Below are 17010 nucleotides of genomic sequence, written 5' to 3' on the forward strand. Positions count from 1 at the left end.
TTGATCAGCCGCGAGCGCTTCGCTCATGCCTGGCTCAGCGTCCGAGGCTGTGCTGGAAGGGATGGCGCGCCAGGCGACGTTGCGATGTCAGCGAAGGCGAAGGGAAATGGGCCGGCGCGTTTTCAGCTGTCCGAGCCCTGGGGCTGACGGATCGCGGACTTCTTCGGCGTATCCGCGGCGGGCTGCGTCACCGCCAATCCGCTGCCCGTGGCGTGGGCCACCAGGCCGGTTCCTTGCAGCAGCTTGGTCAAGGCAGGCAGAGGGCGGTAGCGGCCATGGAGCGCATGCGCGTGCTTGCCCGCAAGCAGCTCGGGGCTGACCTGGATGAAACAGCCGCTTCGATGCGCGAGATCTTGCAGGGCCTGATCGAGCCTTTGCGGCTGATAATCGTAGTGCACCGGCCCGGGCTGGCAGGCAGCCTCCACGGTGACCGGCAGCGCAGCGCAGATAGACAAGACAGCCAGAATCCGAAACATGACGACCTCTCGAGAAGAGCCTGTGGCGATTATGCCGCAGTGTCAGCCAGTCCGAAAACCATCGCGTGCCTCGTTCACACCGGGCAGGAGGCGGACTCCCGCGATGGCTACGTCACACATTCGCCATAGTGCTGACAGTCCGGCCACAATTCGATACGCCATTTCGTTACGATTTGGTTACGGGGGCCCGCTTTGAACCTCGTGCCTTACACCTCCTGGTGCTCGCCGATGAATCTTCTCTGTCGATTCATCGGCGCTTTTTTTTGTGCAGACGAAAACAAAAGAAGCCGCATCGCGGCGGCCCCGGGTAGAAACGGTTCAAGCGTGGCGTGATTCCACCTGCCTTGGCCGGAGAATCCGCACGCGCGCACACGACAGCGATGTTCAGCAACGCGCCGCCACCATCCTAGCTTCACTTCGGATGGCGGCGGCGTTATGCGCCCGCGTAACGCACTGCTCGGCAATCCAGCCGGTTCGGGCGTTACGACGATGCAGGAATCGGCACTCCCCGCCCTGACGGCGGCCGCTGCGGATCTGCGCTCGCGTCACTTTGGTCACTCTGGGCACTCTGGTCAGGCGTTTGTACCGCTGACCGCGTGCAAGCCAAGGCAGCCACGCCACTGATCGTGCCGGTGGTTGGTGCATCGAATGTGTACGACAGGAGCCAGTAAGGCGCATTCTCGTCCTTGCCGACCATGCGCGTCACGATCGTGTAGCCACCAGAGCGGCTTGTCATATAACCCTGAGCGCCGATACTAGTGGTATGAATCTCGAACGACCGCTTGGCGTCCTGACCGATCGAATAGCCGAGATTGAGATCGATATCCGTATTCAATATCGAATCACCCTTCGCTTGAGCCACTCGAGCGCTGGCCGTTGCCGTCTCGAGTTTGCCAGGGGCCGTGTTGCCGTTGAGAGCGACAGGACTCGTCGCGGCCTCGAGATGGCAGTTTAATGGCCTGTCAGCCGTCAGTTCGATATTCAGCGGTGTTCCTACTGCCCACATCCGCCCCTGGTTCTTGTTGTAAACCGCTCCCGACGTATCGGTGCCGTCAGTCCAGCGGCCAATCGCATATTGGCCGTTGCCAGCCAGATCGGTCACCACCCCCCGCGTCAACTCGAATCCCTTGTCCGACTTGAAGCCGGTGTATGCACCCGGCGCTGCCTCGCTCAGGGCAGAAGCTGCCAGCTTTGCCATCGACAGCCCGGTTTGCGAGACTTCCCCGTACTTGTTGTCGGGCATCGGCGGCGCCATCACGGCAACTTCATTGTTTTGATCGGCAGCCACCGTTTTCGACGTACCGTCCACCGTGATTCCTGCTGGCGACTGCCCACCACTATTGCTGCCGGCAGTAGCGGCCGGTGCATCGTCGCCGCCACATGCGGCCAGCCCGAGCACCACGAATGCCGACATCGCCGCCGCCGCTCCGGTACGCCAAACCCGTCCCTCTTCTTTGCGCTGCATGATTCCGCCTCTTCTCATGAATGGTTCGACATCCCGTCATCAAAACGGCGAACCGATACCGGGCTGCGATACAAACGCATAGCGCCCAGGAATATCGATTCATGCGACAGGATGGATTGATTGGCGACGCCAGTACTCAACCGATGCAAAATATCGCAACGGCCTCCGCAGCCAGCAGTCACCTGAAACCAATTTTAAAGACAATTATTTTATAGATTGGAAAATATAAAATAAACAAGTAATCAAATCAAACATCAATCACTATCCAATATATCCGATAGCTATTTTTAAATTTTTATTATCCGGATTCCTTTGACGTCGTTCTCATGGGCGGCTTCGCATCCGATCGTCCGCCCCTGGACATGGCAAGCGGCTGCTCCGGCACAAGCGAATGAAACGGTATCCGGATAGCTGTCCGAACGGCCGAGTCACCGTTCGCACCGGCTGCCAATGAGAGTGTCATGCGATTTGGCATAGCCTGAACGGCAAATTTTTATCTTTACTCGAAACCCAACCCGGCCATTTCCAGCGGCTTTTTCAAGATGGTCGATCTGCGTCGATCCACTTCTTCCGCGCGGCCATCCCCCGCATCGGTCCAGCCGTCTTCTCGCCGATCCGCGCCTGGAAGATCAGGCCCGGATCCGGCGGCCCGTCGGCGGGAAACGCCGACTATTCGAGGTCGATCGAGCCGAGCATCGGGGGCTCGATGCATTTCACGACGTCGCTTTCGCCGTGGTTCAGCACGTCGTTGTCGCGTCTCGGCGCGGCGAACTCCGCGCTCGCGCCACCTAGTTCGTCCGCCAGCACGGCCGCGCCGGTGGCGAATCCAGCGCGCGCGGGGGCGGCACGACGCGCCTCACCACGAAGCGCGCCACGGTATTCCAATCGCGCCGCTTGGCGCGCGCCGCTCGACGGTCCCGGTGCCGGCCTAGCCGTTGAGATGCGTCATCGTAAAACCGGGAGACATCGTATTGACCAGGATGCCGCCCGGCCCCAGCTCGATCGCCGCCGTCTAAGCGTTGAGCGCCGTCTTCGAGGCCGGATAACCCGGGCCGAAAATGCGCGATACGGAAAGGCCGGATCGAGGTTGGTGGCGAGCGAGCAGACGAGTGCCACGCCCTCCGACCGGCCAGGGCCGGCCGCATGTCGTCCGTATCGCCCCTCACAGGCGCAGCATGTTGCGCGGCGCGCCGCCATGCCGATGAAGCGACGGAGGAAACCCGGGCCACCGGGTTCGTCATCGGCGTGTTCCCGTGGCGATCCATCCCGATTACCGGGAACGGCTCGTGCTGAAGCACGGCCCGTTCGACCGCGCGCGTCGCGCCGTCCATTTCGGCGGCGTTCCACGGTGCCTCCGACTACCCATGCGCATGTCCGGCCGCGAGCAGCGCCACGTTGCACTCGCTCAGCGGCACGGTCGCGCCGGGAGCGCGGCAGATCGCCAAGGTCGCTCGGCGGCGCTGTCGAGGCCCAAGTCGTCGCGCTCATCGGTGTTCCAGGAGGCGAGAGCCAGGATCACGCACCCCGCCAGCGGAAGCGGCCACACGGCCCGCTCGCGGCGTCGTGGCCGTTCCCGAACCGCCACCGGCGCGCTGCCCGACGCATATCGGTCAGGTCCCGAAGTGCGCGCGCCGGGCCAGCCGGCGCGCGCCGACGGCTGCGTTCCCGCGTTATGCCAGCGTTCTGCCCGCGGTCCGCTGCGGCGCTAGCATGGGAAAGACTCTCGATCCGGCACCGTGCCGACTGCCGCGGCGCGGCCGCGCCCCTTCGACTTTTTCACCCGCTTCGATCCTCTCGTCCCCGCCCATGCCCAGGAAAAAAGCCAGCGTCTGGTTCAGCGGCCTTGATCTACTTGCCAGACTCGCGACAGTCCGGCCGAAACCGCCGCGCATGGCGCGCAAGCCGAAGCCCAAGCCGAAACGCGCCAAGCCGCGCCATCCGGCGCGCGCCGCCCCACTGGGCCCGCGCCACGCGCCGCCGGCGCGCGCGCCGGGCCGCTGGACCCGTTCGTTCCACTCCGCGCCGCCGCTGGCCGGACAGTTCGTCAACCATCTCGCCTACGCGCTGTATCTGCCGGCGTCGGCAACGTCGGCGGCCGGCCTGCCGCTCCTGGTGATGCTGCACGGCTGCCGGCAGACCGTGGAATCGTTCGCGGCCGGCACGCGCATCTGCCGGCTCGCCGAGCGCGCCGGCTTCGCGGTGCTGCTGCCCGAGCAGGCGAAGACGGCGCACGCCCACCGCTGCTGGCATTGGCACCAGCCGCCCGCGCATTCCGAGGCGCCCGCCATCGCGTCGCTCGTCGCGGCGATGGTCCGCGAACACGGCTTCGACCACGAACGCATCCATCTGGCCGGCATGTCGGCGGGCGCCGGCCTCGCCGCAGTGCTCGCCGTGCATCACCCGGCACTGTTCGCCGCGGTGGGCCTGCACTCGGGCCCGGTGTTCGGCGCCGCGAATTCGGCGCTGAGCGCCATGCGCGTGATGCGCGACGGTAGCCGCGAGGAACCGCTGCGCCTGATCGACACAGCCGTCGAGGTGGCCGACCATCCCGGCATGCCGGCGCTCGTGATTCACGGCGAACTCGACGCGGTGGTCGCCAACCGCAACGCCACGCAGCTCGGCACCGAATTCGCGCGGCTCAATCGCCTGCTGGACGCGCAAGGCGGGCTGCGCGCCGGCGAGCGCCGCACCGGGCGGCGCGACGACGTCGAATACCACGACTACCTGAAAGCGGGCCGGCTGGTGGTGCGGGTGGCCATCGTGCGCGGCCTCGGCCACGCCTGGAGCGGCGGCGATCCGCGCGAGCCGTTCCACGCCGATTGCGGCCCCGACGCGAGCCGCATGATGTGGAATTTTTTTCGGCGTCAGCGGCGCACCACGGCCGGCGCGGCCGCGCCGGCATGACCCCGCGGCCCGTGCCGGTGCGTCAATCGCGCATGGTGCTGCGCTGCCGCCTGGCGGCTTTGACACCCGTCATCCAACTCGAACAATTACGATTGATGGTGAGGCGCTAGCTGTCTAATAGTGAAAAATTTCCTGGAATCCCGGCCTGCCGCCAGGCAGCCCGCGGCCCGCGCGGCGCAGCCGATGGCTACGCCGATGCGCGGTGCCGCTTTCATTTTGGTATGCAAATCAATGACATCGCTAAAACCTGCCCGTGTTGAAGACAAGCGCGTCGTCAACGGCGCCGGCGACATCAACCAGCTCGCGCCGTTCCGCTACGCCTGGGCATGGGAGTGCTTTCTCTCGGCCAACAAGAACCACTGGACGCCGCTCGAAATCTCGATGAGCGACGACGTGCACGACTTCCACCACCGCCTGAGCCCGGCGGAAAAGCATGTGTTCGAGAACGTGCTCGCCTACCTGACCACCTCCGACATCCTCGCCATGCGCAACATCGGGCTGGCCGTGATGGAGAAGATGACGGCGCCGGAGCTGCAGATCTACCAGGCCCGGCAGGTCTATGAGGAAGCGCTGCACACCTGGACCTACCAGCACTGCATCGAAAGCCTCGGCCTCGACCAGCAGGAAATCTACAACCGCTACCGCGTCGTGCCGCAGATCCACGCGAAGATCGCGCTGTCGAACCGGCGCCTGAACCGGATGCTGGAGCCGGGCCTGGACCTGCACGACCGCGACACGCTGCACGAGTTCGCGCTCGCCTACCTGTTCTTCGCGGCCGTGTTCGAGGGCACCTGGTTCTACAACGGCTTCTCGCCCGTGTTCGCGCTGCAGCGCCGCGGCCTGATGAAGGCCACCGCCCAGCAGTTCCAGTACATCATGCGCGACGAGGTGCTGCATTGCGGCTTCGGCATTCGCGTGATCCGGCAATTGCTCGAGGAGGAACACCTGCGTCTCGACCCGCACGCCGTGCAGCAGATCTGGGAGGAAGCCGAGGCGGCCGAGCGTGCCTATGCGCAGTACATCCTGCGCGATCCGATCCTCGGCTATTCGGCGGAACTGCACTGCGAGCAGTTCCGCTTCATCGCGAATCGCCGCGCCACCCAGTTGTCGATGCCGGCGCCGTTCCCCGGCGCGACCAATGCACTGCCCTGGCTCGACGAGCAGGCCAACCTGCGCAAGGAGAAAAACTTCTTCGAAACGCGCGTGACCGACTACCAATCGGGCGGCGCGCTGGACTGGCGCTGACGGGGGCGCGCTCCCCGCACGGCCGCATGCCGGCTTCGGCGCCGGCCGCGCTCCAGGCGGGCATCGCTCACGCTGCGATACCCGCCTACCTATAATCAGGAGCAGCGTCCGCCTTCGCGCGCTGTCATCCGTGCCGCCCAACGATCCGACCGCAGGGAGAGCCCATTGAACATCGACCGGAAACGCCGCGCCTCGGTGCTGCCCGCGCTATGGCTGCTGCTCGGGGGCGGCGCGAACGCGTTTGCACAGGGCGCCGGGACGTCGGCCGAGCAGGTGTTCGCGGCCGTGTCGCCGAAGGTCTGGACGGTCAAGGCCGCGCAGCCGCAAGGCAGCTAGTTCATGATCGGCAGCGCGGTGCTGATCGCGCCGGGCCGCTTCATCACCGCCTGCCACGTGGTGGAGAAGTCGGTCGGCGTCACGCTGAGCAACGGCAACGCCACGCTGAAGGTGGACGAGGTGCTGCGCGACCCCGACGATCGCCGCGACCTGTGCCTGCTGCGCGTGGCGGGCCGGCTCGACGCGGCGCCGGTGCAGATCGCGCCGATCAGCACGCTGAAGGTGGGGCAGCGCGTGTACGTGATCGCGAGTCCGCGCGGGCTCGAACTGTCGCTGACCGACGGGCTGATCTCGTCGCTGCGCCGGGAACCCGAGAGCCAGGTGCCGATCATCCAGTCGTCCACGCCCGTCACGAGCGGCTCCAGCGGCGGCGGCCTGTTCGACGAGCACGGGCGGCTGGTGGGCGTGGTGCGCTCGGTGGCGACCGCCACCGAGAATTTCGCGTTTTCCTATCCGGCCGAATGGGTCGCCCAGCTGCCCGAGCGCTATGCACGCGAGATTGCCGCGTGGCAGAACGAGATGAAGGCCTCGGGCGTGCGTTTCTCCGGCGACGGCAACGTGGTGGGCAGCGGCTTCGCCGCGCTCGCCGACCTCAACGCGCTACCGGTGCCGGCCGCGCAAAGGGAGCCGGTCGCGCTGGCCTACCGGCAGTTCCTGCTGCTCGCCGCGCCGCGCGCGTTCGTGTTTACGAGCGACGGCAAATTCGGCACGTTTTCGAACGCGGCCGAATTCTCGAAGTTTCGGGCGCAATGCCGGCAGGCCGGCGTGACGTTCAAGCTCTACGCGGTGGACAACGCCGTGGTGTGGCAGGCCGCGGCTGCGGCCGCGAGGTGAACGGCAACGCGCGGCCAGCCGCTCGCGGCCTGCTCGCCCGCGAGGGCCAGCGCGAGCACGCGGGCGATCTCCGGGGCCGCGTCGCATGCGCCAGCCCGAGCCGCCGCCGCGGCCATTGCTTCGTGAAACAGCGGAGAAGCCCGACTCCGGCAGGCGATTATCGCCATTCCCGTACATATCCGATCGTTAATTTCATAACAAAAAGCATGGACCGGGCCGACGCCTTGACCGCCCGCGCCGCGCTAACGTATCGTCGTGCGACGTTAAGGAAATGCATCCCGATCCATGCACGCCCGCGTTGACCGCTTCCGCGCCACGCCGATCGGAACGCCACTCGAAGCCGTGATCGACCTTCCCGAGCGCTACCCGGAACACGCGGTGCCGTCGCGCGTCGGCATGGCCGCGATCGCGGCGGTGGCCGGCGAGATCGCCGGGGGCCGTCCCGAGACCCGAACCGATGCGGCCGCCCGGCCGCGCCGCGCCGCGCTGGTGGCCGACGCCGCGCGCGTGCCGGCGCGCGGGCATGGCGGCGGCCGGCGGCTTGGCCGGGGCGCCGTGTTCGGCGCGCGCCAGGCGCCGCCGTTGCCGAGCGTGAGCGACGTGCGGGGTGCCAAGCGAGCGCGGCCCGCGCTCGCCGAACCGGCCGCCGAAACCGGCGCCGGGCTCGCCGCGTCCCTGCCTCTCCATTCACCCGCGAGACGATCCGCATGAGTCACCGGCCCCCCGTCATCCTCATCCAGGGCTTCATCGGCAGCCTCGATGCGATCGCCTCCGGCCACCCCGACCTCCTCCGGGCCGCGCCGGACCTGCTCGGCTACGGCGCCTATCGGCATGTCCCGTTCGAGGCCATCTCGCTGCCCGAGCAGGTCGAGCACATTCGCGCCTTCATCGCCGCGCGCACCGATGCGCCCACCGTGGACCTGGTCGGCCATTCGACCGGCGGCGCGATCGCGATGCTGTTCGCGCATGCCTACCCCGACCGCGTGCGCCGGATCGTCAATGTCGAAGGCAACTTCACGCTCGACGACGCGTTCTGGTCGGCGCCGATGGCGCACCTGACGCCGGCCGAGGCGGACGCGCGGCTCGCGTCGCTGCGCGCCCAACCGGCTGCCTGGCTGCGCTGCGTGGTCCGCGACGTGACGCCGGCGATGGCCGACACGGCCGCGCGCTGGCTCGACCGTCAGCCGGCCTCGACGCTGCGCGCGATGGGGCAGTCGGTGATCGCGGTGACCGGCAACGCCGGCTATGCCGGCAAGCTCAGGCAGGTGTTCCAGCGCCATCCGGTGTACCTGCTATCGGGCGAGCGCTCGCACGACAACTGGCACCTGCCGGGCTGGGCCGTCGAGCTGTGCGCGGGCCGCGAAGTGCTCGCGGACTGCGGGCACCTGATGATGCTCGAGGCTCCCGCCGCCTTCTCGGCCGCGATCGAGGGCTTCCTGAGCCGGCCCGAGGCCTGAGGCGCCGCGGCCGGGCGCGCCCGCAAGCCGAACGGGTCGGGAGGCCCCCCGTCGAATCGGGTGGGCGGAGCGGAAATCACCGCGCCGCTTGCCGATCGCGCGGCGGCCGGGCTGGCCGGTGACGGGGCCGGCGCGCCGCCCGCCTTCAGGCTCGGATACGTTTGCCGCAGGCCCGGCGGTTCGACGAACGGGTTTCGGGTCATCGACGAGCCGCCGGCGGTCTTCACGCGTGCGACCGGCGGGTCCGCTCAGCACGCGGGCTGCAGTGCGCCGATTGCGACCGGCACCAACGCGCCCCCCGCCTGCCCGCCGAACGTCGCGCGGCCCTGCGGCCCGACGCGAAACACCGCCACCGCGTCGCTCAGGCGCTGCGTCTGATCCACCAGCGAGGCGGCCGCCGCTGCGGCCTGCTCGACGAGCGCCGCGTTCTGCTGCGTGACCTCGTCCATCTGCGCGATCGCGATGTTGATCTGGTCGATGCCGTTGCTCTGCTCGCTCGAGGCCACGGCGATCTCGTTCATGATCCCGCTCACGCGGCCGATCGCGGTGACGATCTGGTTCATGGTCGAGCCCGAGCGCTCGACGAGTTCGGCACCCGTCTCCACGCGCTGCGTCGATTCCATGATCACCCCCTTGATCTCCTTGGCCGCCGTCGCGCTGCGCTGGGCCAGCGAACGCACCTCGCTGGCCACCACCGCGAAGCCGCGCCCCTGTTCGCCCGCACGCGCCGCCTCCACCGCCGCGTTCAGCGCGAGGATGTTGGTCTGGAACGCGATGCCCTCGATCACGCCGACGATGTCGCCGATGCGGCGTGCGTTGTTGACGATGTCCTGCATGGTGCCGCCCACGTCGCGCGAGAGCCGGCCGCCTTCGTCCGCGAGGTTCGCGGCGCCGTTGGCGAGCGAGCTGGCCTGGCGCAGGTTGTCGGCGGTCTGCTTGACCGTGGAGGTCAGTTGCTCGATGCTCGCCGCGGTTTCTTCGAGCGAGGCCGCCTGCCCCTCGGTGCGTTGCGACAGGTTGGTGTTGCCGCTGGCGATCTCGCTCACGCCGAGCTTGATCGATTCGGTACTGGCCCGCACCACGCCCACCGTCGCGATCAGCGACTCCTGCATCGTCAGCAGCGCCTCGCTGAGCTTGCCCATCTCGTTGCGGCGGCCCACCTCGACCTTGCCGGTGAGGTCGCCCTTGGCGATGCGGCCGAAACTGTCGACGGCGGCATTCACCGGCTTCACGATCGCGTCGACGAGCCAGGCCCGCGCGAACCACGCCAGCACCAGCGACAGCGCCAGGCCCACCGCCACCGCCGCGATGACCATCGAGAACCGGTGCTGCGCCGCCTCGTAGCGCGTCCGGCCAAGGCCCACCTGGCGGTCCTCCAGCGCCAGCATCGCCTTTTCATAGGCCGAATAGAGCGGCGAGAGCCGGTGGCCCTGCAGTTCGCCGAAGCCGGCCTTGTCGCCCGCCTTGAGCGCGGCCATCGCGGGCTCGATCCCCTGGTGGAGAAAGTCGTCGCGCTTGTTCCGCATGTCGTCGATCAGCTCGCGCGCGGCGGGATCGTCGCCGACCTGCGCGAGATACGCCGCAAAGCGCTCGTTCGACAGCTTGAGGTACTGATCGGCGCGCTTGACCGCGGCCTGCGCGCCGTCGGTGTCGCCGATGTTCGTCAGCGAATCGTAGGTGGCCAGCGTCAGGCGCAGGCGCAGCAGCTGGCTCGAGCTGCCTTCGAGGTTCGCCACGGCCGGCGTGTCGACCGTGTACATCTGCTCGAGCTCGTGGTTTACCGAGTTCAGGGACAGCACGCCGAGCAAGGCACCGGCGATCAGCGCGCCGCTGAACAGGCCGATGATCGCGTTCACACAATGACGAATCGAGAGATTTTTTAACATGTGTTTTGATCGGTGATTCGAGCGAAACCCAAGTGCCTGTCCCGCGCGATTCTCATGATTTGGACGTAATGTTTTGACATACGCGCCGCCGTCTCCAAGTTCCGGCGCACGGCATTGATTACGACCGAAAAAAATCAGACTTTATTCAATTTCGCCGCAAATCCTGATAAAAAAACGAATGCCCTGCGCGAGCCGCAGCCAGAGCCGGTTCGTGCAGGGCAGGCGCCGCACGGCAAGGGCCGGCGACGCGCCGGAATCGGCCAACACCCGGGCGGGCGAAATTCACCATTTCAAAATGAATCGATGGTGCGCGGCGCCGATTACGCCAAGTTTTAGTTACCAATCTGAATCAATGGCAATACATCGACATGCGAATATTCGTCCAGCATTTCAAAGAACGCCGCAATCACACAATGCGCCCGGCACGCAGGCAGCGCGCGAACATCTGCCGCAGTGAGAGAAAAACTTGCGGCTGCGAAGCGAACCATCGCGCAGCCGGCGCCCCGCGCCACTGGGGTGCATCAGGCGATGAACAAGAAAAACTGGCTCACACGTTAGAAAATGCCTCTACCTCGTTGCTGCATTGCATCGATATCATTCGGCTGGAGATGAATCTCGCCGCTTCCAGGTGCGACCGGCCGGTTCGCCACACGAGCCGCGCACCGGCGATGCGGCGGTGGCGGGCGGGATGGCGAGGCAGACACTCGCCGTGTGACTTCGTCGCAAAATCGAGCAAGGGTATCCCGATGAATAATGCCTTGAGTAATGTATCGCGCGGCCGGTTCGAAGCCGCGATGGCGCGGTGGTTGCGACAGCAGGACGCCGCACCGTCGTTCACGCGCGACCGCGCCGGCTGCGGCCTGCAACAGGCGGCCCGCGCCGCCCGGCACGGCGGGATCCGGGCTCATGCCGCCATCGCGGCCACGCTGCTGGTCGAGACGAAACCGGTACGCGCGCGCGCCCCTCTATTCCGGCGACAGACGGAACGGCCCGCGGCACCGGACATCCGTCCGGCCGCCGCGCGCCGCGCATCATGACGGCGCCGGCCTCGCGGCCGGGCTCGCCGAGCAGCGCGACGGCCCGCCGCTCGGCCTGGCGCTCGCCGCAGGAGCCACCCGCCGCCGCCAACGGCCGCGCCAGCGTCGCGGTACTGGCCGTGATCGACGATCCGCGGCTCGTCGGCAGCGACGAGGCGCCGTTCGTCGACGTCGCGACCTACTGGCCCGCCACCGGCTGCTGGACGGTGACGCTGCAGTGCCGCGCCTCCGACACCGCCACCGATTCGCCGGTGCGCGTGGCTCTCTGGCAGCCCCTGCCGGTGGTGCCGTCCGCCTTGCTCGGCGCGCCCGGCCGCAAGCGCTTTGCCGCGGCGAAGCGCTCCTCGGCCTAGATCCGGACCGCGGCCACGGCCGACCACCGGCCCGGGTTCCGTGCCATGCGCCGGGGCGCCGGACGCGCCCCGGGTCGAGCCCGCCGCGCGCGGACGGCACGGCGCCCCCGCCGGGCGACAGCACGAGAGCCACGCGCCGCGCGTCGCGTCACGACGCGGCCGCCGCCGTGGCTCGGCGACAATGGCTCGGCGACAATGGCGAAGCGGCAACGGCGAAGCGACAAACGGCTAAAATACCGGCGCCTCATCCGCCCGCGCGGCCTCTCCCGCCCGCGCCTCCGCCACCCCGCCCGTTCCCAATCCTGAGCATGTCATCAACGCCGGACGCCACCCCGACCTCGGTTCCGCTGGGCCGCTTCGAGATCGATCTGGTCGGCCGCGAGCTGCGGGAGAACGGCAGCGCGGTACGGCTGGGCGCGCGCGCGTTCGCGATCCTGGAAATGCTGGCCGCGGCCGATGGCCGGCTGGTCACGAAGGACGCGCTGCTGGACGCGATCTGGCCCGACACGTTCGTGGAGGAAAACACGCTGCAGGTGCATCTGTCGGCGCTGCGCCGCGCGCTCGGCGACCAACGCGACTGCATCATGACGGTGCCGGGACGCGGCTACCGGCTGGTTCGGCGCGCCGCCGCCGAGCCGCCGCGCGGCGCGCAGCCTGCCGCGCGCCTGCCTCGGCACCCGGACGTGATCGGCCGCACCCACGCCGTCGCGGCCGTGCGCGAAGCGCTTGGCCAGACGCGCGTGCTCACGCTGACGGGCGCCGGCGGCATCGGCAAGACCACCTTGTCGATGGCCGTGGCGAGCGCGATCGAGGCCGGTGTGCCCGGCAGCGTGCATCTGATCGAGCTGGCCTCGATGCAGGGCGCGGCCGAGATCGTCGCGGCCGTCGAGGCCGGCGTCGGCCTGCGGCTGCCGCACCCCGCCTCCGCAGGCGGCCCGCTGCCGGCGCCGGCCGGCACGCCGCGGCTGCTGCTGCTCGACAACGCCGAGCACATGATCGTCGAGGTCGCGCGCGTCGTGGAATGCCTGCTCGCCGCCGTGCCGGCACTGCGCATCCTGGTGACGAGCCGCGAGCCGCTGCGCATCGCCGCCGAGGCGGTGTTCGCCGTCGAGCCGCTCGACGTGCCGCAGCGCGACGCCGACGAGGCGGCCATCCTGCAGCGCTCCGCCGTGCAGCTGTTCCTCGCGCGCGTGCAGGCGATGCGCGGCGGCCTCCATGAAAAGCGCGGCAGCGCGGCCGAACTGCGGCTGATCGGCGAGATCTGCCGCCGCCTCGACGGCATTCCGCTCGCGATCGAGCTGGCCGCCGCGCGCGTCGTCAGCTTCGGCGTCGACGGCGTCCACCAGCGGCTGTCCGACCGGCTCTCGCTGCTGTCGGGCGGTTTTCGCACCGCGCTGCCGCGCCACCAGACGCTGCGCGCCGCGTTCGACTGGAGCTTCGCGCTGCTCGATGGCGAGAGCCGCGCGCTGTTGCGGCGGCTCGCGCCGTTCGGCGGCACGTTCTCGCTGGAAGCGATGTGCGCCGTGGCCTGCGACCGCGAGCTGACGGTGCGCGCCGTGGTGGACGGGATCGGCGAACTGGTGGCGAAGTCGCTCGTCGGCGTGGAGTTCGACGGCCCGGTGGCACGCTACCGCCTGTCCGAGTCCACGCGCGCCTACGCGCTCGAACAACTGCACGCGGCCGGCGAGGCGCAGGCGCTCGCCGCACGCCACGCGCGCTACCTCGCCTCGCTGTTCCGCGGCGACGCGGCCGCCTCCGGCTTCTCCGGCGTGGACGACGCCCCCGGCATGCGGCAGGCGCTGGCCGATGCGCGCGGCGCCGTCGATTGGGCCTTCTCGCCCGACGGCGACACGCAGCTCGGCGTCGAGCTGTCCGCCACGCTGGTGGTCTCGCTGCTGGAGAACGCGCAGATCGAGGAATGCGGCCGGCGCGCCGCACAGGCGCTGGCCGCGCTCGAGGCGCTGCCCGCCGGATCGATCGCGCCGATCGACGTGCTGCGCCTCAAGCTCGCGCTCGCCGCGGTGCTGCCGAACCTGACCGGCCCGATCCAGCGCGCCGAGGACCTGTGGCTCGAGGTTCATGCGCACGCGGAGCGCAGCGGCAACGACGCGTTGCTCGCGCGCGCGTTCTGGGGGCTCTGGAACGTCACGCTCTCGGCCGGCAAGGTCCACGAGGCGCTGCATTACTCGCGCCGCTTCGAGCGCTTCGCGAGAGAGACGGGCTGCGTCGCGCACCAGGTGCTGGCGACCCAGCTCACGGCGGTGGCCGAGCATTGCCGAGGCGACCACGAGATCGCGCGCGGCAAGCTCGAGCAGGGGCTGCGCCACATGGCGGCCCATCCCGAGCATGCCGAGTCGGTCCGGCACTTCGCCGTGGACCCGCGCGCCATCGCCTATTCGGGGCTCGCGCGCATCCACTGGCTGCGCGGCGATACCGACGAGGCCGCGAAGCTGACCAGCCTGGCGCTCGGCCTGATCCCGGCCGAGACCATGGAGCCGTGGTTCACGCACGTGCTCGGCGTCGTGGCGGTGCCGCTGGCGCTGATCTCCGGCGATCGCGCGCGCGCCGCGCACTACCTCTCGATCATGAAATCGCAGACCACGCTGCACCGGCTCACGCTGTGGCGCGAGTTCGGCGACTGCCTCGCCTGCATCCTCGCGATTCGCGAAGGCCGGCCCGACGCCGGCCTGCCCCAGCTCGAAAGCGCGCTCGACTCGCTGCAGGCGCGCGGCTTTCACCGCCTGACCATGCCGCTCGTGGTCGAATGCGCGCTGGCGCTCGTCGCCGCCGGCCGCATCGGCGATGCGCTCGCCCGGCTGCACGCGGCCCAGGCATCGTGCGAGAAGCACGGCGCGCTGTACTTCATGCCCGAACTGCTGCGCGCGCTCGGGCTGGCGGCCCAGGCGCAGGCCGCCGCGCTCGCGGCCGGCAGCCCGGAACAGCGGCGCGGCACCGCGCGCGCCCTGGCGTACTTCTCGGACGCGATCGCCATGGCGCGCTCGCAAGGAGCCCGCATGTGGGAACTGCGGGCCGCGCTCTGCCTCGCGCGCCTGCCCCAGTCACCCGAGGCGATGGCCGACGCGCGCGCCGCGCTGCATGCGCTCGCCCCGCATTTCGATCGCCGCAGCAGCGTGCCGGAGATTCGCGAGCTGCTTGCGGCGCTGCCCGCAGGAGCGTGAGCGCGCCCCGGACTCCGCCGCGCTCCGGCGCCGCCCGTGCGGAATCAATCGCGGCGCGTGTGCCAGTCCGGCAGCGGCGTCGCGCCGGGCATCCGCGCGCGCTTGCTGCGCCGCCCGAGCGCGGGGGAACGACGCGGCTGATCGCACCAGGTTCCGGCCGCGCGGCGCACGGCGGCATCGAACGAGGCATCCTCGACGGTGTGGTGCCCGTCGATCGTCAGTTGCCAGCCGTTGCGCGTGCGCGTGCAGGCGACGCGGTCCTCTTCCATCAGGTCGGCGTACCAGCGCCAGACGCGCGCGTCGTCCAGGTTCGCGCGCACCGCCGCGGCGAGTCGGACGAGTTCAAGCTGCTGTTGCGTGCCCTGCTGTTGCGTACCCATGTGGCTCCCCGTCGATGCCTGCGTTCACCAGCCGAATTTCGCCTCGACGCCGAGGTAGTCGCCGTTGCGCGCGCCGAGCGCGCGCAACGAATCGCCGACCTCGAAATGGACCGCCTCGAAGGCGAGCGCGAGATGGTCGTCCACGATCCAGTCGGCGCGCAGCTGCCCGTACATGCCGCTCCAGCGGCTGCCGCTGCCGGCCGTGCCCGGCACCGCCGCCATGCCCTGCCCGTACACCGCGTCGGCCGTCGTCGCGCGCCACTGCAGCCCCAGCGCCGTCGTCAGCGTGAGCTGGGGAGTGACGTGGAAGGTCACCGACGGCTTCAGGTGGATCAGGTTGCTGTAGCCCGCGTAGCCGGCCAGCGTGAAGTAGTAGCCGTTCGGAAACAGCGGATTGAAGGTGCCGACATGCCCGTCACCGGGGTGGCGGTCGCCCGAGGCGCCGTCCAGCTGCAGGCCCAGGCGCGGCGCGCCCGGCAGCGCGGCCAGGGTGTAGCCGGCCAGCGCGCCGAAGGCCCAGGCGCCCACCGTGGCGCGACCGACGTGGCCGGTCTGCGCCATCGCCTCCACGTCCCAGTCGAACGGCGCCTGCCTGCCGGCGTAGCGCGCGTCGAACACGTCGCGCAGCTCGGTGCCGCTCGCGTCGGCGAAGCGTGCGCCGTCGCGCGCGTAGCGCGACCAGTAGGCCGACAGGTCGCCGGGGCCGACGCCGCTGCGCTCCACGCGCACGCCGCTGAATGTCAGGTGACGGTTCGAGGTGTCGTCGAAAGCGTCCAGGTCGCGATACTGCACCGGCCGCGTGACATAGCCGATGAAGCGCCATCGGCCGATTTCATAGTCGGCCCAGATCGCGTCGAAGGCCTGACGCACGTTCGGGCCGTCGCGCACCGAGACGAAGCGCTGCAGGTCGAAGGCCATCTCCTGCCGGCCGATGCGCGCCTTGAAGGTGCCGGGGCCGAGCCGGTGCACATAGGCGACGAACGCCTGCTCGAGATCGAGCGGATTGCGGTCGACGGGCGACACGGCGTCCTTGCCGAACGCGCGCGCGTCCTCCACCTGCGCGAACGCCTGCAGGTGCTCGCCGAAACGCGCGTCGAGATGCAGCTCGGCGCGCTGGATCAGGTAGCTGTCGGGCCGCGCGGCGCCGAGCCCGAACAAGGGCGTGTGGTTCAGCTCGAAGCGCTCGCGCAGGTTCGCGCCGAGCGACAGATACCAGCTCGGGTCGCTGCCCAGCGGCAGGTACTTGAGGCCGTCCAGCGGCCGGCGCGGCAGGCACGGATCGGCCAGCGCCCCCCAGTGCTCCTGCCAGCGGTTGAACGAGGGAATCGGCCGCGTCGCCGTACAGGCCGGCGCGGTGTCGGCGGCGGCGCACACCCCTTGCAGCAGCACGAGCGCCGCCGCGCCGAGCGCGACGCGCCACGCGGCCCATCGCGCGCGTCCGGCTCGCGGCATACCGCC

16 protein-coding genes are annotated in these 17010 nt (G+C 69.2%); 10 read left to right on the forward strand and 6 right to left on the reverse strand.

Annotation, left to right across the window (positions count from 1 at the left end):
* Positions 1–122: 122 nt before the first annotated feature.
* The 3 genes from KS03_RS11430 to KS03_RS31300 all read right to left on the reverse strand — a co-directional run bounded on the left by KS03_RS11430 (position 123) and on the right by KS03_RS31300 (position 2826).
* Positions 123–476: an STN domain-containing protein gene (locus KS03_RS11430; RefSeq protein WP_012733375.1), complete on the reverse strand. Its 354-nt coding sequence runs from the start codon at positions 474–476 to the stop codon at positions 123–125.
* A 481-nt stretch (positions 477–957) separates the two neighbouring features.
* Positions 958–1941, reverse strand: a complete 984-nt coding sequence (locus KS03_RS11435) for a hypothetical protein (protein WP_230674397.1) — start codon at positions 1939–1941, stop codon at positions 958–960.
* A gap of 669 nt (positions 1942–2610) precedes the next feature.
* On the reverse strand, positions 2611–2826 hold the full coding sequence (locus KS03_RS31300) for a hypothetical protein (RefSeq protein ID WP_127913868.1): 216 nt from the start codon (positions 2824–2826) through the stop codon (positions 2611–2613).
* Between the two features lie 921 nt (positions 2827–3747).
* Here KS03_RS31300 and KS03_RS11440 point away from each other — a divergent pair.
* From KS03_RS11440 to KS03_RS11460, 6 genes are all read left to right on the forward strand, one after another.
* On the forward strand, positions 3748–4845 hold the full coding sequence (locus tag KS03_RS11440) for an extracellular catalytic domain type 1 short-chain-length polyhydroxyalkanoate depolymerase (RefSeq protein ID WP_012733373.1): 1098 nt from the start codon (positions 3748–3750) through the stop codon (positions 4843–4845).
* A 231-nt stretch (positions 4846–5076) separates the two neighbouring features.
* Positions 5077–6090 (forward strand): ribonucleotide-diphosphate reductase subunit beta, encoded by a 1014-nt coding sequence (locus KS03_RS11445; protein WP_012733372.1) that lies wholly within the window; start codon positions 5077–5079, stop codon positions 6088–6090.
* Positions 6091–6255: 165 nt separating this feature from the next.
* Positions 6256–6426: a hypothetical protein gene (locus KS03_RS32030; protein WP_017433519.1), complete on the forward strand. Its 171-nt coding sequence runs from the start codon at positions 6256–6258 to the stop codon at positions 6424–6426.
* Between the two features lie 3 nt (positions 6427–6429).
* Positions 6430–7260: a S1 family peptidase gene (locus tag KS03_RS11450; protein WP_012733371.1), complete on the forward strand. Its 831-nt coding sequence runs from the start codon at positions 6430–6432 to the stop codon at positions 7258–7260.
* A gap of 285 nt (positions 7261–7545) precedes the next feature.
* A complete protein-coding gene (locus tag KS03_RS33365; protein WP_052231217.1) occupies positions 7546–7971 on the forward strand; it encodes a hypothetical protein in 426 nt (141 codons plus the stop codon).
* A complete protein-coding gene (locus tag KS03_RS11460) occupies positions 7968–8717 on the forward strand; it encodes an alpha/beta fold hydrolase (RefSeq protein ID WP_012733369.1) in 750 nt (249 codons plus the stop codon). Before KS03_RS33365 ends, KS03_RS11460 begins: the two co-directional genes overlap by 4 nt.
* Before the next feature lie 248 nt (positions 8718–8965).
* Here the strand turns inward: KS03_RS11460 and KS03_RS11465 are convergent, their stop codons facing one another.
* Positions 8966–10603: a methyl-accepting chemotaxis protein gene (locus KS03_RS11465; protein WP_012733368.1), complete on the reverse strand. Its 1638-nt coding sequence runs from the start codon at positions 10601–10603 to the stop codon at positions 8966–8968.
* Between the two features lie 114 nt (positions 10604–10717).
* Here KS03_RS11465 and KS03_RS31310 point away from each other — a divergent pair, with 114 nt between their 5' ends.
* From KS03_RS31310 to KS03_RS11480, 4 genes are all read left to right on the forward strand, one after another.
* Positions 10718–10939 (forward strand): hypothetical protein, encoded by a 222-nt coding sequence (locus tag KS03_RS31310; RefSeq protein ID WP_124837411.1) that lies wholly within the window; start codon positions 10718–10720, stop codon positions 10937–10939.
* 32 nt (positions 10940–10971) lie between these two features.
* Complete coding sequence (locus tag KS03_RS32035) at positions 10972–11640, forward strand: hypothetical protein (protein WP_153478576.1); 669 nt, start codon at positions 10972–10974, stop codon at positions 11638–11640.
* A complete protein-coding gene (locus KS03_RS32040) occupies positions 11637–11993 on the forward strand; it encodes a hypothetical protein (protein WP_017433039.1) in 357 nt (118 codons plus the stop codon). The genes KS03_RS32035 and KS03_RS32040 overlap by 4 nt, the downstream gene beginning before the upstream one ends.
* Before the next feature lie 308 nt (positions 11994–12301).
* Positions 12302–15172, forward strand: coding sequence for an ATP-binding protein (locus KS03_RS11480; RefSeq protein WP_012733367.1), 2871 nt, complete (start codon positions 12302–12304; stop codon positions 15170–15172).
* A 44-nt stretch (positions 15173–15216) separates the two neighbouring features.
* On the opposite strand, the gene KS03_RS11485 is transcribed toward KS03_RS11480, so the two are convergent.
* The gene (locus KS03_RS11485; RefSeq protein WP_012733366.1) at positions 15217–15552 is read right to left on the reverse strand and encodes a hypothetical protein; all 336 of its coding nucleotides are present in this window, start codon (positions 15550–15552) and stop codon (positions 15217–15219) included.
* A gap of 24 nt (positions 15553–15576) precedes the next feature.
* Positions 15577–17004, reverse strand: a complete 1428-nt coding sequence (locus KS03_RS11490; RefSeq protein ID WP_012733365.1) for an alginate export family protein — start codon at positions 17002–17004, stop codon at positions 15577–15579.
* Between the last annotated feature and the right edge of the window lie 6 nt (positions 17005–17010).

Source organism: Burkholderia glumae LMG 2196 = ATCC 33617, assembly GCF_000960995.1.
Lineage (GTDB): Bacteria > Pseudomonadota > Gammaproteobacteria > Burkholderiales > Burkholderiaceae > Burkholderia > Burkholderia glumae.

Coding starts and splice junctions, on each gene's coding strand:
- KS03_RS11430 (WP_012733375.1), bottom strand. CDS start 476: ATGTTTCGGATTCTGGCTGTCTTGTCTATCTGCGCTGCGCTGCCGGTC.
- KS03_RS11435 (WP_230674397.1), bottom strand. CDS start 1,941: ATGCAGCGCAAAGAAGAGGGACGGGTTTGGCGTACCGGAGCGGCGGCG.
- KS03_RS11440 (WP_012733373.1), top strand. CDS start 3,748: ATGCCCAGGAAAAAAGCCAGCGTCTGGTTCAGCGGCCTTGATCTACTT.
- KS03_RS11445 (WP_012733372.1), top strand. CDS start 5,077: ATGACATCGCTAAAACCTGCCCGTGTTGAAGACAAGCGCGTCGTCAAC.
- KS03_RS11450 (WP_012733371.1), top strand. CDS start 6,430: ATGATCGGCAGCGCGGTGCTGATCGCGCCGGGCCGCTTCATCACCGCC.
- KS03_RS33365 (WP_052231217.1), top strand. CDS start 7,546: ATGCACGCCCGCGTTGACCGCTTCCGCGCCACGCCGATCGGAACGCCA.
- KS03_RS11460 (WP_012733369.1), top strand. CDS start 7,968: ATGAGTCACCGGCCCCCCGTCATCCTCATCCAGGGCTTCATCGGCAGC.
- KS03_RS11465 (WP_012733368.1), bottom strand. CDS start 10,603: ATGTTAAAAAATCTCTCGATTCGTCATTGTGTGAACGCGATCATCGGC.
- KS03_RS32035 (WP_153478576.1), top strand. CDS start 10,972: ATGCGAATATTCGTCCAGCATTTCAAAGAACGCCGCAATCACACAATG.
- KS03_RS32040 (WP_017433039.1), top strand. CDS start 11,637: ATGACGGCGCCGGCCTCGCGGCCGGGCTCGCCGAGCAGCGCGACGGCC.
- KS03_RS11480 (WP_012733367.1), top strand. CDS start 12,302: ATGTCATCAACGCCGGACGCCACCCCGACCTCGGTTCCGCTGGGCCGC.
- KS03_RS11485 (WP_012733366.1), bottom strand. CDS start 15,552: ATGGGTACGCAACAGCAGGGCACGCAACAGCAGCTTGAACTCGTCCGA.
- KS03_RS11490 (WP_012733365.1), bottom strand. CDS start 17,004: ATGCCGCGAGCCGGACGCGCGCGATGGGCCGCGTGGCGCGTCGCGCTC.